Origin of the sequence: Roseimaritima sediminicola (assembly GCF_009618275.1) — a bacterium.
Lineage (GTDB): Bacteria > Planctomycetota > Planctomycetia > Pirellulales > Pirellulaceae > Roseimaritima > Roseimaritima sediminicola.
This window is the reverse complement of record NZ_WIAD01000033.1, coordinates 35,361-57,923: the sequence shown is the minus strand read 5'-3', so window position 1 is coordinate 57,923 and position 22,563 is coordinate 35,361. Positions and strand designations below refer to the sequence as shown.

Sequence of the window (22,563 nt, the reverse complement as noted above, 5' to 3'; positions counted from 1 at the left end):
AGACCGGAACGCTGTCCTCCGAGCCGTTTTCTTTTTCCCGCGTTCCTTTTCTTCAAGCCGGACTTTACGCAGCCGTATGTCGATGACTTCCTTGGATTCCATCATGGCCGACTACCTCCAGCGGCTCGAGGCCGGTGAGCGGCCAGTGCCGGAGGAGTACCTGGCGCGGCACCCGGAGCACGAAGAAGAGCTGCGCGATTTCTTCGAGAACCATCACTGGATGGATGCCAGCGAAGCGGCCGAGGTGGATCTGAGCGGGACGCAGATCGGAGATTACTACCTGGAACGCCGGATCGCCCGCGGCGGGATGGGCGTCGTCTATCAAGCTCGCCAGCATGGTCTGCAGCGCCGCGTCGCGGTCAAGCTGATCAGCAGCGGCGTGTTGGCTTCGGGCGAACAGCGGCGGCGGTTTCGGATCGAAGCCGAAGCGGCCGCGCGGATGAACCATCCCGGGATCGTGCCGATCTACGACATCGGCACCTGGCAGGGGCACGCCTATTTCTCGATGGCTCTGGTCGATGGGCCGACCCTGCAGCAGGTGGCCGACGAGCGCTGCGGGGACGATCGCCGCGCGGCCCACTTGGTGCGCGACATCGCGATGGCGATCGCCTACGCACATCGGCAGGGCATCGTGCACCGCGATCTCAAACCCGACAACATCCTGCTCGACGGCGAAGGCCGTCCCTTGATCACGGATTTTGGGCTCGCCAAGTGGCATCAGGACGGCACCCTGCTGACGCGCACCGGGCAAGTCCTGGGCACGCCGGCGTACATGAGTCCCGAGCAAGCGGCCGGCCGCACCGACACCGGTCCGGCCACCGACATCTACGCGCTCGGGGCGATCCTCTACACGCTGTTGACCGGATGCCCGCCGCATCAGGGCAGTTCGCCAGGAGAAATCCTGCATCGAGTGCTGACCTGCGACGTGCTTCCACCGCGGCAGTTATGTGCCGATATCCCTGTCGATCTGGAACACATCTGTCTGCGCTGTTTGGAAGACAAACCCGAAGCCCGTTACGCCTCGGCCGCCGCCCTTGCCGAAGTGCTGGACCGCTTCTTGCAAGGCCAGCGCGTTTCCAGCGGCCACTCGTCGCTGCTGCACCGCGTGACCCGTGCGCTCTCTCGCGATCAACACCAAGAACACTTTCGCAACTGGGGGCGAGCGCTGTTTTGGATGGGATGCGTGATCCTGGCCGCCCACAGTTTGATCTTTGGGTTGGACCTGTGGGGCCTGCCCCGGCCGGTTGCCCACTGGTTGCCGCGAGCCGGAATGTTCGCCGGGCTCCTGGCGTTGATCTACCATTATCGCGGCGGAGTGATGAGCCCTCACAGTGTGGCCGAGCGACCGGTGTGGTCGATCTGGATCGGGTACCTGGTAACGCTGGGCGTGATGAACGCGATGTATGTCCTCGGTGGCTTGCCGGGCGAAGCCTTGTTTCCGGTCGCCGCAGCGCTCAGCGGGTTTGGGTTTTTGGCGATGAGCGGTCACGTGTGGGGCGGCTCGATTCTGATGGGCGTGGTGTTTCAAATCGTTGCACTGGTGTCGCTACGCTTTCCCGTGTTCGCTCCGTTGTTGTTGGGCACGGCGTGGTTCGCGGCCCTGACCGTCCTGGCGAAACGGTATCAGCAAGAAGAGACGCGGCAACGTGTCGCCGCCGCCGCCGCGAAGCCGCCATCGGACGATCCCGCGCTTGCCGAGACCATGAGCCGGGACACGGAACCGGAAGGCTGAAAACGCCGGCGGAATGAAAAAGCGCGCGGAACGATTTTGAGTTTCACGGAAATAAAACCATAATTTTCTTGACGCGGGGGGCTTGACCGCTACATTTCGAGCTATGGGGGGTAGCGGTCCCTCAGGGCAGATCTTTTCTCCAAAAGGGGCATGTCATGAAGCGTTCGCCTGCGACTTGGAAGCGTGTAGCACTCTCGCTGCGAGGACTCAAAGAGCGAACGGCCCGGGAGCGGCAATCGCGAGCACCCAGTTCCCGAATGCCGGAGTCGACGGCGAAACGAAGCCTGCGAGTCGAACGTTTACAGCCTCGAGAGTTGCTCGCCGCCGACACCTCTGCGGAACCGCCCCTGCAGTACACCGGCGGCATCACCGTCGCCGGTGAGATCGCCTCGCCGGATATCAACGGTGATGGCTACCTGGATCCGCTCGATGCCCTGACGATGGTCAACGCCATCAACGATGGTGTCGATGCAAGCCTCCTGCCCGAGGCGGATCTGAATCATGATGACAACATCGACACCGCCGACTTTGCCGCGGTCGTCGACCAACTTCAACAAACACCGGATGACGGCACCGCGGCGCACGTCGAGCCTCAGTGGATGCTGGACGACAGCATGAATCCAGTCGACAGCATGGATCCGGACGGCAGCATGAATCCGGACGACAGCTGTGACGGATCGGACTACCGCTGGATCGATCTTCGAGCTCATGACGGTGGGCTGGGCGCCGAGCACGAACAGCCGGTCGATCCCGACGATGCGCTGCGGCTCGAGCAGCAAGGCGACGACGGGAACCGCGTCACCGAATGGAAACTGGTTTACGGTTGCCGTAGTGAAAATGAAGAGCTAGGTCCTGAATCAGAGCTTGAAGAACCGGGGCTTGAAGAACCGGGGCTTGAAGAACCGGGGCTTGAAGAACCGGGGCTTGAAGAACCGGGGCTTGAAGAACCGGGCTCGGAGGTAGAACCGGGCTCGAAGGTAGAACCGGAGCTGGGAGAACCGGGCTTGGAGCCCGAACCGGAGCTGGGAGAATCGGGCTCGGAGCCAGAACCGGAGCTGGGAGAACCGGGCTCGGAGGTAGAACCGGGCACGGAGGGCATGGGGCCGACGACCGAACCTGAGACGCCAGGGGGGCAGTTGCCGGGACCGACCGATCCGATTGCGGGACCGCCTGAGCCGCAGCCCGAGGCGCCCGGGGAACCGGGTTCACCACCCACGGCCGAAGGACCCGACCTCGATTGGCCGGATGAGTCCGAGCTGCCAGCGGACGAGCAGACCTTGATCACCACCCCGGCACCGCCGGGACCACCCGGCGTCGAGAATCCGCCGGCCGCACCTGCCGGTCCCGGTGAAGCCGACCCCGACGTGATGGGCAGTGATCCGCCGACCGCCGCTCCGGATGTGTCACCGGAGGTGGAAACGAGCAACGAAGCGGAAGGAGCCACCAACTTTAGGTTGGCCGAGTTCAAGTTGCTGTCAGAGAACCTTTCGGAGGAGTCGGTTGAGGGCGAAGAGGTGACCGTGCTGCGCGAAGGCGATACGCTGGTGATCTGGGGGCGAGTCGAGGGTCCTCGAAACGGCGGCCTGCTGCAGGCGCCCGGGCCGGTGATCGTTACCCTTGATATCAACTACGACGGGGAAATAACGCCGAACGAAAGAACCGAGGTGACGATGCGGGGGACGTTGGGGGATGAATTCCGCGTTCGATATCACATTCCCGACGACGGAGCCTCGCCGGGTGATGGGCAGAGCAGCAATACCTTGGCGGTGTCTTGTATCGTCGCTGGCGAGGTAACCGAGTCGAGCATCACGATCGAAAATATCGATCCGGTGTGGGAGTTGCCCCCGACGTTTGAGTTGGGCAGGAACGAAGAGGGGCAGACCACTGCCACATTCGACCTGTTTTATGGGGATATTGCGAACGATCAGCACACATTAATAGTGACCTGGGGCGGGACGCAACTGCCCCCGGTCCGTTTGGAGCCTGTCGAAGTTCCGTTTCACGGTGGGCTCATGGACGCGCATCACCTCTTTGCGTATTACCGGGCAACTCAGGAGGTGGTTTTACCGGAGGGGCTAGAGACGAACGCACCGGTCACGGTCCGGGTGCAGGATGACGATCGGGGCAGCGTGCAATACGTCATCTTGCACCTGGACGTGGTGCGTAACGACAACGACGACGACCGCGATGGCATGCCAGACTTGTTGGACGACATCGTGGAACGAGACGGGGATCTCGTCGAACTAGACCTGACGCAGTTGATGAACGCCGAGATGCAAGAAGCCTTGGAGCAGCACCCGGGCGAGCTTCAGCTTCATTATCCAACCAACCGTCTCCGGCTGTGGGCTTCGCCCGACAAACGTATCCTGGTGACGCCTTCGTATATGACCCAAGACTTCAGCGACGACTACCGGCTTTCGCCGTTGGTAGAGGTGGTTCCCTATGAAGGGCAGTCGACCCTTTGGGTGGAGGGGATCGCTCCCGGAAGCGCGTCCGTCCGGCTGGACCACGATGCAACAACGAGCGAAGATCCGGGACACCCAGCCGCAACGCACCCGTGGGGCGGCGTCGCCAACGTCATGGTCTGGGGCGTCGACGCCGACATCGACAGCGACAACAACCAAGGGGCGAAACACAGTGCTTTGAACGCCGGAGATCTTCCGTCACGCAGTGCATGGGAGGAATATCTCGAAGGCAGTAATTTTGCAATCGGAAAGATGTTGTACCTGGGAGCCCAGGTCTACACGCCCTTGGTTATCACCCTTCCAGATGGACTAGACGTCGACGATCCCAATATCAAGTTGAAGATTTCTCGCACGCGGTTCGAATCAGGGAAGATTAATCTCCGTTGTGCGGACGGAGTACTCAAGAACGGTTCTGTAGCAGCGGAAGATAGGGCCGGAGACGGAAGCGTTATATTTTTTAGATTCGAAGGAGACTACAACCTCGATGAGCTGGGATACAGCGCCGGTACTGGAGAAATCCGACTGTGGATTGAACTGCAGCAACTATATGAAGAACATTTGACCAAAGAGGCGGTCGACGAGAACGGAAAGCCCGATGATCGACTTCAGTTCCAGTTGATAGGGGTCGGGCCGGATAAGCAATTTGACGACGTAAAGTGGATGGGTGTGAACCGCGTATCGTCCGATCCTAGTGATCGCGTAAAGCAAACTTTCTATGAATTCGTGCACAATAATCGCCATGTCCGAAATGCGTTGGCGTCGGGATTGGTATATGAAAAGGAAGGTAAGTTTGGTGCGGCTAAAGAGAGTGCCCCGTATCTGTTGAAACATGTCGCGTCGACTCGGGAGGATTTAAAGCACCTGCTGGAGCGGCTAGCTCGAGATGTGAGTGATATAGATGATGAGGACGTTGAGTATGTATTAGATCAGCTGTTCATTCGAGAGCACAAGTTGTCGGGTAAAGGGTCTCGTACAGTTCCTGGCTTGGGGGTTGCCTTCTATTTGGATCATGTTTCGGGCGAGTACACCCTAGCATTTCGGGGCACCGAAAGTGACGATGAAACCGACTGGATGGAGAATCTTAGTCAGGTGGTAGGCGCGTTTAGTAACCAGTACTTCGGTGCAATCAAAATGACCTATATTTTGCATGCTTTAAAGTATTTCAATGGGTTGAACGCTGCTGGCCATTCACTTGGCGGAGGACTTGCAAGCGCCGCCGCCCTAACAAATGCAATTCATGCGGATACATTCAATGCTGCAGGGCTGAGGAAAGAAACGCTTCAGTCTTACGTTGAAAGAATCGATTACGTAGAAGGCGCATCGGATCGATTCGAAAACCAGCAGGGCTTTGTTACTGCCTATGCAGTCAACTGGCAGGAAGAGGAGAGCGGACTGATGAGAAGTGCGCCTGATGTGCTTACGTATTTGCAGGACGGTATTGATTTCATCGCTCCTTCGGGGCGACATTATCTTCCTAACGCGGCCGGGAACCGTGTCCGCCTCCGAGGTCTGTATCAATTGGGTCCTCTGGAAAGGATGTTTGCAAGTCGTTTGAGCGCATTCCTTAGGGATCCCGATAAGGTAAGTGTGTCGGTGGCGGTGCTGGCTATTATGGACCTTGAAAAAGCCAACGCAGTCGTGAGGCTGGTCGGAGGCGATATTCTTGATGAGGAAGTTACCTTCTTCCTGGGAGTGCGGACACTGGAGAAGCTGATTGAGTCACATAGGATGGAGTCCGTGTACTATGGACTGTTAGAGAACAGCGGTGTGGATGCCTATCGTGATGAAGTGCCCTAGTCTTTTGAGGTGTTGTGATGCGAGGTATTGAGCAATCTGTTGGTGTGTTCGCTGTGATTGTCTGGGTGCTCTCAGTCATGCTGTCTCCATCTCTGGCGGCGCAGGGCGAGGAACCGCCGCGGTGGAGGCCGACGCCGGTGCGGGAGTTGCTGAAGCTGAAGCCGCAAAACATCTTTGACGATGACTGGGCTTGCGCCGTCTGTGATGCGATCACGGAAAAGGATCAGGCGAAACTCGCTCAGTTGGTAAACAGCGGCTTTGATGTCAATACTCAAGGCGTCTGCGGGTTCTCGGTGTTGGCCTGGGCGTTGTTCACGGACAACCTGGAAGCCTTTAAGTGGTTGCTGGAAAACGGTGCGGATCCCGACCTGCGGGTGACCGAGGACGTCACGGTTGGTTATCCGCAGAGGGTTCGTGCCGGCGATTCCTTGTTGATTGTCTGTCTTAAATGTTATCGGGCGGATTACTTTCATATTGCAGTAAAGAAGACGAAGGACATCAACCAAAGGGATGCAGCGGGGAATTCCCTCTTGTATAGATATGGAATTTTTGGTGAAGCTCCGCCAAAGCACGTTCTCGACTGGATGATCGATCACGGAATGGACCTAAATCTGGTTGGCGATGAAGGGATTACCGTCGCCTACCGAGCGTTGGCTTGGGGGTCTGCTAGTTCGTGCCTGATTTATTTGAAGGCTGGCGTCGATCCTGGCATCGTGACCAACAAGGGGTTTACTGTGCAGGATCTTCTGGAGTCCAAGATAGTCCGGCATATCGACAGCCAGAGATTTTGGGACCGGAGTTTAGCGCTGCAGCGTTGGCTGGACGAACATGAGGGCTGAAGCTGGGCGACTGTCAACTTGTGGTCTGCCAAGCTTGTGGGAGATCGGTTAGGCAGCGGTTCGATCCTTTGCAAGGAGGTGCCGGTGACAGGGGAAATACCTGGGGTCGCTTCGTCCAGCCGGGACATGTCTTGCGCCGGCGAGCCTACCTCGGAAGGCTGCCCTCGTCCGCCCGGCGGTCAGTTGTCGCGTCGGCGTCATTCCGCGACGCTGCTTGTCGCGGCGTCCTTTCTGCTGGTTGCGGCAATGGCGGTTCTGGTGCCTCTTTGCACCCGCCTGCTCGGGCCCGGTCCCGGTATCCTGGCGGTCTTCTTGCTGTACTGGTTCGGGTTTTGCCTGCCGGTGGGCTGGTGGTTTCAGCCCGACGGACAGTGGCGAAGCCGCTTGAGCCTTCAGACGCGCGGTCGCCGCTGGGTGCCGTGGAGCGTCGGCGGGTTGGCGCTCGTACTGGGCGCCGCGGCGCTGGTGCAGTGGCCGCGGCCGGTGCCTCCGGCGGCCCTGCTGTGGGCCCTGCCGCTGGCCTGCCTCAATGGCTTCTGTGAGGAGTTCTTCTGGCGCGGAGCCTACCTGGCCCAACGCACCGACAGCAACCGCCTGGCGTGGTGGGGCGTGGGGCTGTTTACCCTCTGGCACGTGCCGCTGCTGTGGGCCGAGGGCGGCTCCTACCACGGGCCCTACGTCATGGTCGGTGGTCCCCTGCTGCTGGGGATGTTGTGGATGCGGATCGCGCTGAGCACCCGGCGGATCGGCTGGAGCGTGCTCAGTCACGTCACCACCAACGCCTTGGTGTTTGTGGACCTGATCAGCAAAAACTATTTGGGTTAGCGCGGCATTAGCTTTCAGCCTGTGATTGTTGTTTTCACAGGCTGGAAGCCTATGCCACATTGTTCACAGGCTGGAAGTCTATGCCGCTTAGGTCCACTGCTGGGGGTCGAGTTCGTAGCGGCGGATCTTGCGGTCCAGCGTGCTGCGTTCGATACCGAGGATCGTCGAGGCGCGGCTCTTGTTGCCGCCGGTCGCGGTCAGCACGGCCACGATGTGGCGTTTCTCTAGAACCTCCAGCGAGATTAATTCGGGTTCCCCGGCCGCCGTGCCGCCGGAGGAGCCGCTGGCGGGGTCGAGGCGGATATTCGACAGCACCAGGTCTTCGGCTTCGACGATCGGTTTTGCCGAAAGCACCACGGCGCGTTCGATCACGTTCTTCAGTTCGCGGACGTTGCCCGGCCAGTCGTAACCGGCCAAATGCTTTTTGGCGGCGCCACTAAAGCCTTCGATCTTGCGGCCCATCTGCTGGGAGAACCGCCGCAGGAAGAATTCCGCTAGCAGCAGGATGTCCTGTTCGCGGGAGCGCAGCGGCGGAATCAGGATTTCGACCACGTGCAGGCGGAAATACAGGTCGCTGCGAAAGTGCCCGTCGCGGACGGCTTGTTCGAGATCGCGGTTGGTGGCCGCCACGACGCGGACGTCGGCTTTGATCGGTTGATTGCCGCCGACGCGCTCAAAGGCGTGGCCTTCCAGCACCCGCAGGAACTTGGCCTGAATCTCCTGATTCATCTCGCCGATTTCATCGAGCATCAACGTGCCGCCGTCGGCCGCTTCGAACTTGCCCTTTTTCCGCTCGGTGGCTCCGGTAAAGGCGCCTTTTTCGTGGCCGAACAGTTCGCTCTCCAGCAGCGTTGGCGAGAGCGCCGCACAGTTCAGGCACACGAAGGGGCCTTCGGCGCGATCGCTGTACTGATGGATCGCGGCGGCGACCAGTTCCTTGCCGGTGCCGCTCTCGCCGCGGACCAGCACGGTTGCCGCGGTCGGAGCCGCCCGGCGAATCGTCTCTTTGACTCGGCGGATCGCATCGCTCTTGCCCACGATCTTGGTGGTGTCGGCCAATTGCTGACGCAACTGATCGACGCGGCGGCGAGTCTTCTGCAGGGTATCGCTGAGGTGCTCCTCTCGCTGCAGGTTGTGCAGGGCCAGCGAGAGGCTTTCGCCGGCGGCCACGATGAACTCCAAGTCGTCGGGCGTTAGGTCGCGTTGTCCGTCGTGACAATAAATGTGCAGCACGCCGATCGGACGATTCTTCTTTCGCAGCGGCGCGCACACGGTGCTGTTGGTCGAGAGGTTGCCCCGGCTGTCGGGCGTGGCCAGGCGAGCATCATCGCGGATGTTCCGCGCCAAGACCGCTTCGTTGCCTTTCAAGACGGTGGCCGCCAGCAGGTCGGGCAGCCGGTGATAGGAGCGTTCGCCCTGTTGATGCGTGGCCAGCACGGTCAGGGTGGAGGCATCGATCTCGCCGGCCGGCGGCTCCGGCGACGACTTCGCCCCTTGAACCTCCTGCTCCGACGCTCCAGCGGATTTTGCTGCTCGGCCGCGCGGTGGTTGGGCGAGCAGGACGGCACCGCTGCCCACGCCCAGGTGTTTGACGATGCCTTGCAGGGCGGTGGCCGCGGCGGCTTCGGCCGTGTCACAGCGGGCCAGCTCGAAGGACAACCGGAACAGTTCGCGTCCGGCCTGCGTATCGGCCGGCGGCGGGGCTTCGCGGCGCGGATCGCTCAGAGGGATGTCTTGGGGCTGGAGGTAGGCGCTGCTGTCGCGGCGATGGGTGATCGTGGCCGACTCGCCTCCGCCGGTGGTTTGTTGATTCTCCGGTTCGGCCGGCGGCGCGAGGGCCGGCCCCTGGCCGCCTTCGAAGGCGTCGCCGATGCGGCGGACAAAGGTCATTTGGCAGCCGGCCACTTCGATCGTTTCACCTTCGGCCAGCACGTGGTCTTCGTCGATCTTGCGGCCATCGACCGCCGTGCCGTTGCGGCTGTTCAAGTCGCGCACGACCCAGGTTTCGCCGTCCTGGACCGGAAAGATCTCGGAGTGCTGGCGGCTGCACCGTTCGCTGTGGATCACGATCTGGCTGGTGCTGGCTCGGCCGATGCGAACCCGTCGGCTGGGCATCAGACGCAGCACGTCGGTCCAGCGGCCCCCCTGACGGATGACGAGGTAAGCGGACGGGCGAGAGCTGGTCGAATTGGACAGATTGGCCAAGGCAAAGATAGGATTGGAGGGGCAGAGATCTGTTGAAAGGGGCTGCGGGTCGAACTATTCTAGCGACTTGCTGCCATCGTTGATGGTCCCGCAACTGCCTGCTCGTCCTATTTCTAACGCCTCTAGTGATTGTTCTGCGGAGTCCTTCATGAAACCTCACGCCAACGGGTCTGGCTTTCCCATCTGGTCCGTCCGGACCCTGCTCGTGGTCGCCGCCCTGCTGGGATCAACGGTGCTTTCCTACGCAGGGTTGTCGGGCTTTAATCAGAACGCCGTCGGTGGGGTGATGATCGATGCCCAAGGCATGGTGCGAGCCGCGACGGTTGCCGATCGCGAAGCCTTTCTAAATCAGTTGCGGGTGCAGGTGGAACAGCCCCAAGGTGACCTCGCCCAGGCTGCCGAGCTGCGGATGGTGTCGCTGGCAAAACTGCAGCAAGCGATCCGCACCGCCAAACAGCAAAACCAACCGCTCCCCGACGAAATCCGTTACCTGGCCGGACTGACCCGCGTCGAGTACGTGTTCGTCTATCCCGAGCGGCAGGACATCGTGCTGGCCGGACCAGCCGAACCGTGGGAAGTCCGCGAGGACGCTTCGGTGGTCGGGGCGAACAGCGGTCTGCCCACGTTGTTGCTCGAGGATTTGATGGTGGCCCTGGAATCGGTCGAGATGGCTCGGCAAGCCGGGATCAGTTGCTCGATCGAACCCACGGCCGAAGGTCGCCAGCGGCTGAACGCTCTGCTGCGTCGGGCTCGTCGCAGTGGGACGCGTGACCCACGGATGCTCGAGCCGGCCATGCGGGAAGCCTTCGGACCGCAGACCGTCAAACTCAATGGCGTGCCGGCCGACAGCCGTTTCGCTCGCGTCCTTGTCGCCGCGGATTTTGAAATGAAACGCATCGCCATGCAGCTCGCCGACGCTCCGGTGCAAGGCCTGCCCAGCTACATGGCCATGGCCAAGAACCAACGCCAATCGGCTTCGACCAACCCGCGCTGGTGGATGACCACCAATTACGACGCCCTCGAACGGAGCGAAGACCGTTTGGCGTGGCGGATCAGCGGACAAGGCGTCAAGACGTTGACCGAGAGCGACCGGTTGTTGGCCGATGGAAACGTCGAACAGGCCGGACGAGCCAACAAGATCGCCCAGCAGTGGGCGACGTTGATGACCGAGAAGTACCCGGAACTGGCTGCCGAGCAAGCCGTCTTTGGCGAGCTGCGGAACCTGATGGATCTGTCGGTGATCGCGACCCTGATCACTCAGGAACAACTCGACCAGCGAGCCGGATGCGATCTGGCCGTGCTGCGAGGCGAAGAGCCGATTGTGGAAACCAGTTCGCTGGAGGTGCCGCGAGCGATCGAGCCGCACTGCAGCTTCGTCCGCGGTAACCAAGGCTGGACGGTGAGCGCCTCGGGCGGCGTCAGCATCAATGCTTTCGAAGTCGTTTCCAAGCAGCAGGTGAGCGAGACACTAACCGAAACGCAGCAAACCGCCGCAGCGAGCGAATCGGACCGCTGGTGGTGGAACAGCTAGGCCGAGAGCCGGAATCGCTACACTGTCCCCGATCGGTGGTCTCCGGTCGGTTGTTCTGCCCCCGATCGGTGATTCGCCGAGAACCGGAGGTTCTAGCCGCAGAGCGGCGACAGCTCTTTGCCGGTGGTGTAACCACCGGCTGCTGCAGAAAGACCATGCAAAGCCTCGGAGAGGCGACAGACACAGGCGGGGACAGTGCATACGTAGCAATTTTGCTAGCTGCACTGAATCGCGAAGCGATGGCAGTTGATAGCCTCGGACGCCAGTCCGAGGTAGGAGGCTCCAAAGATAGGTCGGGAGTCGCGGAGCGACGGCAGGGGACCGTGGACTGGGCGAGGCAACAGAAGCGACGTAGGGCCGCCCCGTTGGGGCTTGTCATCCGCCGATTCGGCGGGGCCCCAGGGCGATGCCCTGGGCTGACATAGGACTGCCCCTGTGGGGCGAATACCACTACACGCATCTTGCGACGCGGCGTTAGTTGCCTAGGTCGACGTCGATTTTGGCGTCGGCGGCAGCTTCTCGCAGCTTCAGCAAGGCGCGGGCCTCGAGCTGGCGGATCCGTTCTTTGGTCACACCCATCTCTTCGCCCACCTCCTTCAACGTCAGCGGCTCGCTGCCCTTGGTCAGCCCAAAGCGAGCGCTGATGATCTTCTGCTCTCGCTCGTCCAGCCGATTCAGGATGCGGCCCACTTCCCGCTGCCGCTGCCGCTGCGACGACTCTTCCAAAAACGGGTTGGTGCGGTCGTCACGCTGCGCCAGAAACAGTTCTTCGGTCGTCGTGCGGAACCGATCGCGATGCTTGAACTCCGAAGGAATCGTCCGAGCGAAGTTCTTCATGATCGCCCACGTCGCATACGTGCTGAACTTGTTGCCGCGACCGTAGTCGAATTTCTCGGCAGCTCGGATCAGCGACATATTGCCATCGCTGACCAACGCAAAGAAATCGTCGGTGCTGTTCATGTGCCGCTTAGCGATCGAAACGACCAACCGCAGGTTGGACTGCACGATCTTGTTCTTGACCGCCACAGCGCGTTCGTACAGCCGATGGATCTCGTCCATGGTCGCCGAACGGTCGTCGGTGCGGTCCAGCCCGTCACGCAACTGACTGGCCAGATGCTTCAAGTAGTTCATCTTGCGGAACAGGTGGTATTCCTGCTCGCGAGTCAGCAGCGGTACGTCGTACAACGCGGCCAGGTAGGGCGGCAGGCCGCTGGGGACGCGAGGTTTCCGCGTCGCCTTCTCGGCCGCCGGCATCTCGCCCAAGAATTCCTCGCGCCGCGAAGCGTCTTCGAAATCCTCGTTGTACATGTAGTCCAGCGGCAGCTCCATCGTCCGCGCAACCCGCACGTCCAACAGGATCCGTTGCAGGCGGCTGCGCGAGCGGCCGTAGCGTTTGCTCAGCTGCGAGACGGTCGCCCCGCGGTGATACTGCTGGAAGATCGATCGTTTGTCTTCCTCGGTCAGGGTACTGCGGTGGTTGGGGAAGATCGCCAGAGCGGCGTTTTCCGCGTCGTAATTCTTCAGCGTATAACGCACCGTCTCCGGGCTCCGCTTCATCTGAGCGGCCAATTGCCGGGTCACTTCCGAGAGGCTGGCACCGCCTTCGGCCATCTGCCGGCCGCGCTCGATGATCTCGCCCTTCTCCTCATCGGTCAGTTGGCTGAAGCGTTCGCCGCGGCGGATGCGGTCGCGGTTCTGAGCGATAAACCGATCCACACTGCTTTGCAAAAAGCCCACGCGTTTGCGCCCGCCGACGAGAAACCGGCGGCTGACCAAACCCTGGTCGCGCCAACGGCTGATCGTCTTGGTCGATACATTAAACATCCGGCTGAGATCGCTGACCGTATGCACCAATTCCTGGGCCTCTTCGATCCGAACTTCGGCCGCATCGGACATGTCTTCGACGAACAGCCGCAGGTCATGCCGCAGGTCCGCTCCACGGATCGTCCGCCGCGTCGGCGTTTCAGGCCGATAGTCGGTGATCCGGAAGCAGACGAAATTGAACGCGTACTGCCGCGAGTCGTCCAATTCCGACAGCAATTGCTCAGCTCTGGCCGCTTGTTCCAATTTCTTGGCGCGGGGAGCGAAACGGACCTGTTGGTCGCGCAGTTGTTTGACGTTGTCGTCGCGATATTCTTCGTGCATCGCAGTCTCTTTCCCAGTCTGGGAGCATCTCCTGTCGAAACTTCCTTGCGACCCCGGCGGGTCGCTCGACCAATGCTCAGTTAGCCCGGGGAACGCTTCCTCGTGAAGCGCCAAACCTCTTCTTCTTCAGACGACCGGCTCCTTGCCGGCCGCTCTACTCATGTTACGCGTAAAACGCGTCGTTGGGTTTCTATTCCTTAGACTCCATAACCGCAAAACGGTTCGCAGAATTAACTCAAGTTCCGGTGAGGAAACAGTTTAGCGTGCTTTATTGCACCGTTGCGACCGTGTTGGTTCATTTCGTCCGTGCCGCGTGCGCGGCAGGCTGTCACCCGACTGACTAGATAAACGTAGGAAATTCTGGGCCAAACCTTCAAAATCGCCGCGGCCCGCCGTGGAATGCTTATAAAACCCCGGGAAAACCAACAAGTTGCGGCGTTTTCCCACCGCCAAGTGGTTCCTGAGAGGTGTTCGTTTTTGTAAAGGCTTCATTGGTTTGAAAGCTTTACTTGTCTCAAAAAGATACAGTCCGCCATTTCGGCAGTCAGTGGCAGCCGGTTTTCGGTGGAGCGGCCCCGTACCGCCGGCCGATCTTTGCTAGTGGAGTTCACTGGGGCCTTGTCAAATGGAACGGTTCGCATGATTCGACGTCGTCATTTTCTGCTGAATGGTTTGGCCGCGGTTTCGCTGGCGGCCGGCTCCACACCCCGCCTCGGTCACGCCGACGAAGGGCGTGGCAAGATAGGTCCTGGACGCCGCGTCACGTTGCGACCGGCGAACCACGATCTGTTCCGCGTGCGGATCGAAATGGATTTGCAGGGCAACGTCAATCTGGCTCGCAACGAGCTGGTTTCCAAGAAGCAGGCTCGTCAGTTGCCGCTGGACTTCTCGTCGGTCACCGACTACGAGGAGCGTTTGTATCGGGATAATGCCCAAACCGCGACCCGCTCCCGCCGTTACTACTACGAGGCGCTCAGCGAGGGAGAAACCGCCGGAACGCCGCAGCGGATCGACCTGCGGGATTCGGCACGTCATGTCGCCGCTCATCTAGGCCAAGGGGCCTGCGTCCGCTATGCCACGTCGGCGTATCTGACCCATGAAGAGCTGAACCTGTTGCACCTGCCGATGAACAGCATGGCGGTCAGCCGCTGGTTGCCCGCCGATGCCATCGCCCAAGGCGAAAGCTATGCCCTGGATCGCGACGCCCTGGCCGACGTGCTGGATCTGGACGCGGTTCAGGACAGCGACGTGCAAGGGACGCTGGTCGGACTGGACGCCGACGCGGCGAAGCTGCAGTTGAAAGGAAAGGTGCAGGGATCGGTGGCCGGCGTGCCCACCGAGATCGACCTGGCCGGCAAAATCACCTTCGATCTGCACAGTCGCACCTGTACCTGGGTGGCGTTGGCACTGCGGGAGCAGCGCGAGATCGGCAAAGCCGAACCTGGCTTCGAGATCGCGGCCACGATTAAGATGGTCCGCAAACCTTTGGACAAGGCAACGCACGTTTCGGACCGGCCCCTGCCCGCCGAGCCGCCGGTCGAAAAGCTGCTGGTCAATCTGTACAGCACGCCGGGCCGGTACGGGGTGCTGATGGACCGTCACTGGCAGATGATCCGCCAGTCGAAGAGCCTGTCGCGGATGCGGATGGTGCGCGACGACCGCGATATCGCTCAGTGCGACGTGCGACACCTGCCGTCGCTCGAACCCGGCGTCCAGATCACCCTGGAAGGCTTGCAGGCCGACATCCGCCAGTCCCTGGGCAAGCAGTTCAGCGAATTCTTGCGGGCGGACGAGGAAGTCAACAGCAGCGGGCTGCGAATCGTTCGGCTGCACGCTCTGGGGGCCGTTCAGGGCGTGCCGGTGCAGTGGGTCTTTGCGCACTGTAGCGATGATACGGGTCGCCGGCTCTTGGCCACCTTTACGTTGGCTGCTGATAAAATCGAAGCGTTCGGCGGCGCCGACGAGCAATTCGTCCAATCGCTGCGGTTTATTGATCTGGCCAGCGAAGAAGCGTCGAATCAAGAAACGGACTCGCCCGCAGCCGCTAAGGCCAGCGAGCAGACGGCCAGCCGCGGCGGCCCCGAAAGCCTGAACGCTCCAGAACGCAACACCCGCCGCTAGCGCAGCGAGCCCGTGGCATCATCTTCACAGCCTGGAAGCCCGCGGCACTTTGGCCGCGATTCTCAGCAAGAAAAGCGGGGAGTGTGGTCACGGCGAGTTAAACTAGGGTGGAGGCATCGGTGGCGACCGACTTTTGGCGGTGCGTGCGGCCGGCTTCCTCACCTCCCTCGGTTACCCGTTCTCATCCATCCAGCCCTGTTGGTCGTTTGTATGACCCTGACCCGCTCCTTGCCGCTTGTTGCCCTGACTCTGGTCGCGACGCTCGCCGGTTCCTCGGCCGCCCAGGATTCCGATCTGCCGGAAGTGCGTGTCGAAGAGACCCGTTTCGCGCCCGGTACCGTGCGGGTGATCCCGCCCCAGCCCGAAGCGGAAGAAACCTTCACCGGCCCGATCACGCTGCGCGAGTTCATCTCGGCCCATCCGGAAATCCAGTGGAAGGCGCCCGATTTTACCGATGGGCGACCCAACAGCGATCCGCGGACGCGAACCCTGCCGGAGATGGCCCAGCACGTCATCCTGCGCCGCGAGGTGTACAGCCTGGAGTTCTCCTTCAAGCCGCTGCGGCAGATCTACGTCGACGTGCCCCAGCCCAACAACCGGATGAAGCGGAAGCTGATCTGGTACATGGTGTTCCGCGTGCGTTATCTGGGCGGCGATCTGCGGGCCGCCGCCGATAGCACCACCGATTCGCCCTACGGCCGGATCGAAGCGATCAGTTACAAGTCGCGTCGCTTCATTCCCCTGCTGGTCCTGGCCGACCACACCAGCGGCAAGGAATATCTCGACCGGATCTTGCCGGCGGTCAAATCCAAGATCGCCATGCGCGAAAAGATCACCGCACCGCTGTACAACACGGTGGAGATCAGCACCGTGCCGATCCCCCGCAGCAGTGACCCCGCGGCCCCGGGCGTGTGGGGGGTGGCCACCTGGGAAGATGTCGATGCGAATATCGACTTCTTTTCGGTCTTCGTTTCCGGGCTGACCAACGCTTTCGAGCGGGAAGAGGACGACGCCGGCGAGGTCACGATTCGCAAGAAAACGCTGCAGCTGAACTTCTTTCGGCCCGGCGATACGGTCCAGCAGGTCGACGATCTGATCCGCTTTGGCGTGCCGGCCTATACCGATGAACAGGAGCATCAGTACATTTTGGACCAGTACGGTCTGGACAAGCGGCTTGATTATCAGTGGGTTTATCGCTAGTCTGCTACACCCGATACCGCGAGTCGCGTTGCTGCGGAACGGTACGAAGCACGAGCTTCCCATCGGGGAAACGTTTGTTTCCGGCCTCTGTCGCAGGACGTTGGCTGGAACGGGCAAGACGTTCAACGCAATCAAGATATTTAATACATTTAGATCGAAGCAGTTCGGCAAAAGAGAGATACGGCAGAAAGATGGCACATAAGAAAGGACAGGGCTCCAGCCGCAACGGTCGCGACAGTAACGCCCAGCGTCGTGGAGTGAAGCGTTTTGGTGGCCAAGCGGTGACCCCCGGCAGCATCCTGGTTCGCCAGGTAGGCACGAAATTCCACGCCGGTCGCAACGTGGGAATCGGCAACGATTACACCCTGTTTGCTTTGACCGAAGGCGTGGTGCGGTTCGATCGCAAGGGTCGCCGCGTGAACGTCGACGTCGCCTAGGCGGCGGTCTCGAGCTCGAGGCCGCAGCGGCCGACGCTGCGATCGAGAACAAAACAAGCCTGCGAGGCTGAAATCACCGGGCCGGTTCGCGCGTCAGCATTCGCGCGGAACGGCCTTTTGTCATTGGTGGAACGAGACATGTTTGTCGACAGAGTCAAGATCGAGCTGCAGGCCGGCAAGGGCGGTGATGGTTGCGTGAGTTTTCGCCGCGAGATGTACGTGCCCAAAGGCGGCCCCGATGGCGGCAACGGGGGCCGTGGCGGCAGCGTGATCCTGACCGCTCGCAAGGGCGTCAACAGCTTGGCGGAATTCGGCGGACGCCATTTCTGGAAAGCCACCAAGGGCACCCCCGGCCAGGGTTCCGGACGTCACGGCCGCAACGGCAAAGACCTGGATCTGAGCGTTCCGCCGGGGACCGCCGTGATCGATGCCGAACAGGGGTTTGTGATCAAAGACCTGATTCAGCCCGGCGATTCGATCGTGATCGCCCGCGGTGGCAAAGGCGGATACGGCAATACGCATTTCAAAAGCTCCACCAACCAGGCCCCGCGGCAAGCCACACCCGGCGAACCCGGCGAGACCCGAGCGGTGATTCTGGAACTGAAGTCGATCGCCGACGTGGGGCTGGTCGGTAAACCCAACGCCGGCAAGAGCACGCTGCTGAGCCGGTTGAGCAAGGCGCGGCCGGAGATCGCCGATTATCCGTTTACCACCAAGTTCCCGAACCTGGGAATGGTGCGAGTCGATGCCCAGCGTTCTTTCGTCCTGGCCGATATCCCGGGACTGATCGACGGGGCCAGCCAGGGCGTGGGCCTGGGACACGAGTTCCTGCGACACGTCGAACGAGCCGGCATCCTGCTGCACTTGGTCGAACCCCAGCCCACCGACCAGACGGATCCGCTGCAGAATTATATTTCCATCCGCGGCGAACTGGAGGCGTACAGCCAGCAGTTGGCCGCCCGCCCCGAGATCGTCGCGGTGACCAAGGCCGAACTACCCGGCAGCGACGAAGTCCAGGCGGCACTCGGCGAGCACATCGGGCGTCCGGTTCACCGGATCAGCGCCGTGACCGGCGACGGCCTGCGGCAGTTGTTGCAGGAGGTGGCCGAGGCGGTCAAGCAATCGCAGGCCGACGCGCCGCGGCACGACGCATCGTCCGACGCGCCGTCATCCCCAGCCCAGCCAGGGGCCGCTGAACCCTCTGGAAGCGGTTCGGGCGCTACGGACGCGGACACCGCTGTAAAAACGCCCCGCCGTTTGCCACCGCATTTGGCCGGACCCACCGCCGGTTTGTCGGACGAACACCAAGCCAAGGATGTTGAGGGAGAGAAGCGGCGGTGAAGCGGTTTTGGATCGGGGTCGACGTGGGCAACACCGCGATCAAGTGCTGGGCCTTGCAGCGACCCCACGATCCTGGGCTGCACTTGCCCATCGCCCAGACCGCCTGCCTGCAGGTTCTGGAGTCGTGGCGGGTCCAGCGTCTGCAGGATGCTCGCGACCTTCTGGGCAGCGACGCCGAAATCGGCTGGTTGATCGCCAGTGTGCACCGCCCGGCCTACCTCCGCCTGACGGAATTCCTGCGGCTGCGATTCAGCGAGGATCGGCTGCGTTCGCTCGTCGCTGGTGACGTGCCCATCGACACCGCCCTGCCCGACCGCGGCGCCGTGGGCGTCGATCGGTTGCTGACCAGTTGGGCCGGCTGGCAGCGACAGCGAGCCGCGACGATCGTGGCCGACGCCGGTTCCGCACTGACGATCGACTGGACCGATTGTCAGGGTGTGTTTCGCGGCGGTGCGATCCTGCCCGGGCTGAGGATGCAGGTTCGAGCTCTGGGACAGTACACCGCCGGACTGACGCCAGCGGTACAGCCCCTGCTGCAAGCGGATTGGCAGGCGGCCGCTCCGCCGATCGCCTACCCCGGCACCGATACGGCCGCCGCGATCCTGACCGGCGTGTACACCGCCTGCAGCGCCGCGGTCAACGCCACGGTCGCCCGGCTGCGCAAACAATCCGGCCAGCCGTTGACCGTGCTGCTGACCGGCGGCGACGCCCACCAGCTGGCCCCCTGGATCGACGGCCCGCACCAGGTGGTTCCGGACCTGATGCCCGAAGCCCTGCGGCGATTGAGTGCGCAGCTGGATTGACGTGCGGAATTGGCCGTTTGGGCGGCCAGCAGATATGATGGCAGCAGCGGCGCCGACGCGACGCCGCGGGAACATTTTACGGCAGTCCTTTGCGTGGTTCGGGTATGACTTTATCGCTGGCGGAAGTCCTGGGGATCGCCCCGGAGAACGACAAACCAAACGCCTACGAATTGTTTGGCCTGGCCGCCGGAGAATCCGATCCGGAGCGAATCCAGCAAGCCATCGACGGCACGGTCCGGCAGCTGAAGAGCAAGCAGGCCGAGACCGATGCGACCGTGTGGAAGCAGGCGGCGTCGGCCGTCAGCAAGGCCCGCAAACTACTGATCGATCCCCAGTCGAAAGCCGCCTACGACGCCAAACTGCGGCGGCGAGCGGCCGGTAGGTCCGGCGCCGATCAATCGGCGGTTGCCCGCGGCGGCGAGGCGGCCGTGGATCCGCTCCGCGGCCTATTGCCCGAGGTGGACCCGTTCGCGCCCTTCGACGTTGATGCCGCCGCCGCGCGGGCGGCCGGCTCGAAACCCTACCAGCCCCCACCCCTGCCCGCCGCGTCGCCGCCCGCTCCGCCTCAGATCGAATCTTCGCTGGTCGAACCCCCGCCACCCGCTCCGCCACAGATCGCTCCGCCGCGTGTCGAAACGCCGCCGCCAGCGTTTGTGCCGGAAGAGCTTTTGCCCGCCGAGGAACCGCCTGCGGAACCGTCGGCCGCCATCTCGAGCGATGCTTTGCCGTTCACCGTGGCCGACGACCCGTCCACGGGCACAGCTCGCCCACGCCGGCGCCGGCGACGTTCCAGCCCGCTGCTGTTGATCGCATTCGCGCTGTTGATGCTGGGGATGTTGGTGGGGATCGGCATGGGCATCTACACACTGGCGCAGCGCAGCGGCTCGGGCGGAGCGGTTGCCGCGGCACAGGGCAACGCAGCGAAACCAGCGGCTCGGCCGCACCCGCCAGCAAGTCGTCCGCGGGCCAATCGGCCGGCCGATCCGGTGATGGGGAACGTGGGCCGGGAAACCAGGCCCCGAGACTTGGATTCGTTGCCGCCGTTGACCGCCGACGTCAATATGCCGCTGCCCACCGCCCTGCCCGCCAATGATGGCGCGCAAGGCAACAGCATGCAGGACGGCAGCATGCAGGACGGCGACAACATGCAAAGCGACGCGGCCGACCCAGATGGCGACGGCGATGCCGCGATGATGGAAACGCCCACAGCACCCACGGCCGAACAACTGCAAGCCGGTGAAGCGGCGTTGGTCGCGGCCACGCAGGCGATCCAGTCCCGGCAATGGAACCAGATGAAGGCGGCGGCCGAAGCGGCGCAGCAAGCCGCCGCAGATGAGGAGCAACGCGCCGCGGCCGACGCGCTGTTCGAAGTGGCTGACCTGGCCGATTACTATTACCACGGCATCGTCAAAGCGATCAATGATCTGCCATCGGGCAACACGTTTACGTTGACCGAAGACATCGAGGTCGCGGTCGTCGAAGCCTCACCCGAACGATTGGTGCTGCAGGTTCAAGGCCGCTCCAAAACTTTTCCCTTTGACGAGATGCCCTTCATCTTGGTGCATCGCCTGGGCTCCTTTACGATGGACACTCAAGATCCAAGCGTCGCCGCGGCCAAAGCGATCTTCCAGTACCTGGCACCGCAGGCGCAAGCAGGCGACCGCGCGGAAGCGTTGCAGTGGCTGGAAGAGCTGCCCGAGCCGAGTGCCGAGAACGATCCACAGCGGATCGCCGAAACGCTCCAACGCCTCCTCCCCACCGCCTCGTAGATGCTCACCACCGCCTGGAATGCCGCTGAACTGTTAGCGCCCCTGGTCCGTTTTGCTTCGGTCAGCAATACCAGCAACCGCGAGGTATCCCAGTGGGTGGCCGAGCGGCTCGATGCGTTGGGGTTTCAAATCGAGACGGTTCCCTACACCGACCCCGCCGGCGTCCCCAAAGTGAACGTCATCGCTCGCCGCGGTCCGCGGGGCTCGGCCGGACTCGCCTACTTTGCCCACACCGACGTGGTCCCGGCGCCCCGCTGGACCGGGCCCGCCGGTCAGGCCGCCGGCGCCGTCGGTGCCGCCGCCGCGTTTACCTTGGTCGCCGACCAGCAGCGTCTGTACGGCCGGGGCAGTTGCGACATGAAGGGGTCGCTGGCTTGTATGTTGGCCGCCGCCAGCCAGATCGATGCTCGAGAACAGACGCGTCCGCTGACGATTTGCTGTACGGCCGACGAAGAGGTCGGTTTCGAGGGAGCTCGACAAGTCGTCGCCCAGTCCCGCTTGTATCAGCAGTTGGTCGCGGAGCAACCGTTGGCGATCATCGGCGAACCGACGCAAATGCGAGTCGTACACGCTCACAAAGGCATCGCCGGGTATCGCTTCGCCAGCCGCGGTCGCGCCGCCCACAGCAGCACTCGCCAGGGCGTCAACGCGAACCTGGCCATGGTGCCGCTGTTGGTGGAATTGAAACGGTGTTACGACGCCAGTGAGAACGACGGCCAGTGGCAGCACGACGCCTTTGACCCACCGACGCTCAGCTGGAACTTTGGGATCAGCGACCATGCGACGGCCGTCAACGTGACGCCGGCCAGCAGTCACGCCTGGTTGTTCTATCGGCCGATGCCGGGAATCGACGGCGACGGACTGGTTCAGTCGGTGCTCCGGTGTGCGGCGGAGCACGGTTTGGAGATCCAGCCGATGGCCGGCGGTGAACCGTTGTGGGTGGATCCTGACAGTGAGTGTGTTCAAACCGTGTGTCGTCTGGCCGATCGGCCCGCCGCCGAAACGGTTTGCTACGGCACCGACGGCGGCCAATTCACCCAGCTGGAAAAACGCGTCGTGATCGGGCCCGGCGATATCGAACAGGCGCACACCGACGACGAATGGATCAGTCGCCAACAATTAGATCGGGGCGTCGAGGTGTACGCCAAGCTGATCCGGGATCAGTGTGTGTGAGGGCGATTTGAGATTTGCTGACTCCGGCGGAATCTATGGATAAGAAGAATCGTTTACTCCCCTCTCCCCGCCGGCCTCGGGCAAGTGGAGCTTGCCCGGGCCGGCGGGGAGAGGGGTTGGGGGTGAGGGGCCTCCGACGCAACTTCCTGGCTTGTTGCATCGGATAGGATTGCCACGTCT

Annotated in this window: 14 protein-coding genes; 12 read left to right on the top strand and 2 right to left on the bottom strand. The window is 62.1% G+C overall.

Features of this window, described 5'->3' with window-relative positions; genetic code table 11:
- The first annotated feature begins 76 nt into the window (after positions 1–76).
- The 4 genes from GE027_RS15565 to GE027_RS15550 all read left to right on the top strand — a co-directional run bounded on the left by GE027_RS15565 (position 77) and on the right by GE027_RS15550 (position 7,658).
- Positions 77–1,732, top strand: coding sequence for a protein kinase domain-containing protein (locus tag GE027_RS15565; RefSeq protein WP_153558133.1), 1,656 nt, complete (start codon positions 77–79; stop codon positions 1,730–1,732).
- Positions 1,733–2,046: 314 nt separating this feature from the next.
- Positions 2,047–5,994 carry a dockerin type I domain-containing protein gene (locus GE027_RS15560; protein WP_153558132.1) on the top strand — a complete coding sequence of 1,316 codons (3,948 nt, stop codon included), beginning with the start codon at positions 2,047–2,049 and terminating at the stop codon, positions 5,992–5,994.
- Between the two features lie 17 nt (positions 5,995–6,011).
- Positions 6,012–6,833 (top strand): ankyrin repeat domain-containing protein, encoded by an 822-nt coding sequence (locus tag GE027_RS15555; RefSeq protein WP_153558131.1) that lies wholly within the window; start codon positions 6,012–6,014, stop codon positions 6,831–6,833.
- A 258-nt stretch (positions 6,834–7,091) separates the two neighbouring features.
- Complete coding sequence (locus GE027_RS15550) at positions 7,092–7,658, top strand: CPBP family intramembrane glutamic endopeptidase (RefSeq protein ID WP_162006755.1); 567 nt, start codon at positions 7,092–7,094, stop codon at positions 7,656–7,658.
- A gap of 87 nt (positions 7,659–7,745) precedes the next feature.
- Here GE027_RS15550 and GE027_RS15545 read toward each other — a convergent pair whose 3' ends face one another.
- The gene (locus GE027_RS15545) at positions 7,746–9,863 is read right to left on the bottom strand and encodes a sigma 54-interacting transcriptional regulator (RefSeq protein ID WP_237607575.1); all 2,118 of its coding nucleotides are present in this window, start codon (positions 9,861–9,863) and stop codon (positions 7,746–7,748) included.
- A 148-nt stretch (positions 9,864–10,011) separates the two neighbouring features.
- Here GE027_RS15545 and GE027_RS15540 point away from each other — a divergent pair, with 148 nt between their 5' ends.
- Positions 10,012–11,394: a DUF1598 domain-containing protein gene (locus GE027_RS15540; protein ID WP_153558129.1), complete on the top strand. Its 1,383-nt coding sequence runs from the start codon at positions 10,012–10,014 to the stop codon at positions 11,392–11,394.
- A gap of 474 nt (positions 11,395–11,868) precedes the next feature.
- On the opposite strand, the gene GE027_RS15535 is transcribed toward GE027_RS15540, so the two are convergent.
- Positions 11,869–13,539 (bottom strand): sigma-70 family RNA polymerase sigma factor, encoded by a 1,671-nt coding sequence (locus GE027_RS15535; protein ID WP_153558128.1) that lies wholly within the window; start codon positions 13,537–13,539, stop codon positions 11,869–11,871.
- 639 nt (positions 13,540–14,178) lie between these two features.
- Between GE027_RS15535 and GE027_RS15530 the strand changes: the two genes are divergently transcribed.
- The 7 genes from GE027_RS15530 (at position 14,179) to GE027_RS15495 (ending at position 22,383) form a co-directional block, all read left to right on the top strand.
- Positions 14,179–15,660 carry a hypothetical protein gene (locus GE027_RS15530; protein ID WP_153558127.1) on the top strand — a complete coding sequence of 494 codons (1,482 nt, stop codon included), beginning with the start codon at positions 14,179–14,181 and terminating at the stop codon, positions 15,658–15,660.
- A gap of 210 nt (positions 15,661–15,870) precedes the next feature.
- The gene (locus tag GE027_RS15525) at positions 15,871–16,860 is read left to right on the top strand and encodes a hypothetical protein (protein ID WP_153558126.1); all 990 of its coding nucleotides are present in this window, start codon (positions 15,871–15,873) and stop codon (positions 16,858–16,860) included.
- 191 nt (positions 16,861–17,051) lie between these two features.
- Positions 17,052–17,297, top strand: a complete 246-nt coding sequence (rpmA, locus tag GE027_RS15520) for a 50S ribosomal protein L27 (RefSeq protein ID WP_068137741.1) — start codon at positions 17,052–17,054, stop codon at positions 17,295–17,297.
- A gap of 138 nt (positions 17,298–17,435) precedes the next feature.
- Positions 17,436–18,638, top strand: a complete 1,203-nt coding sequence (obgE, locus tag GE027_RS15510) for a GTPase ObgE (RefSeq protein WP_153558124.1) — start codon at positions 17,436–17,438, stop codon at positions 18,636–18,638.
- Positions 18,635–19,441, top strand: a complete 807-nt coding sequence (locus GE027_RS15505; RefSeq protein ID WP_153558123.1) for a type III pantothenate kinase — start codon at positions 18,635–18,637, stop codon at positions 19,439–19,441. The genes obgE and GE027_RS15505 overlap by 4 nt, the downstream gene beginning before the upstream one ends.
- Positions 19,442–19,545: 104 nt before the next feature.
- A complete protein-coding gene (locus tag GE027_RS15500; protein WP_153558122.1) occupies positions 19,546–21,210 on the top strand; it encodes a hypothetical protein in 1,665 nt (554 codons plus the stop codon).
- Entirely contained in the window at positions 21,211–22,383 is a 1,173-nt protein-coding gene (locus tag GE027_RS15495; RefSeq protein WP_153558121.1) for a M20 family metallopeptidase, read from the top strand.
- Positions 22,384–22,563: the final 180 nt, after the last annotated feature.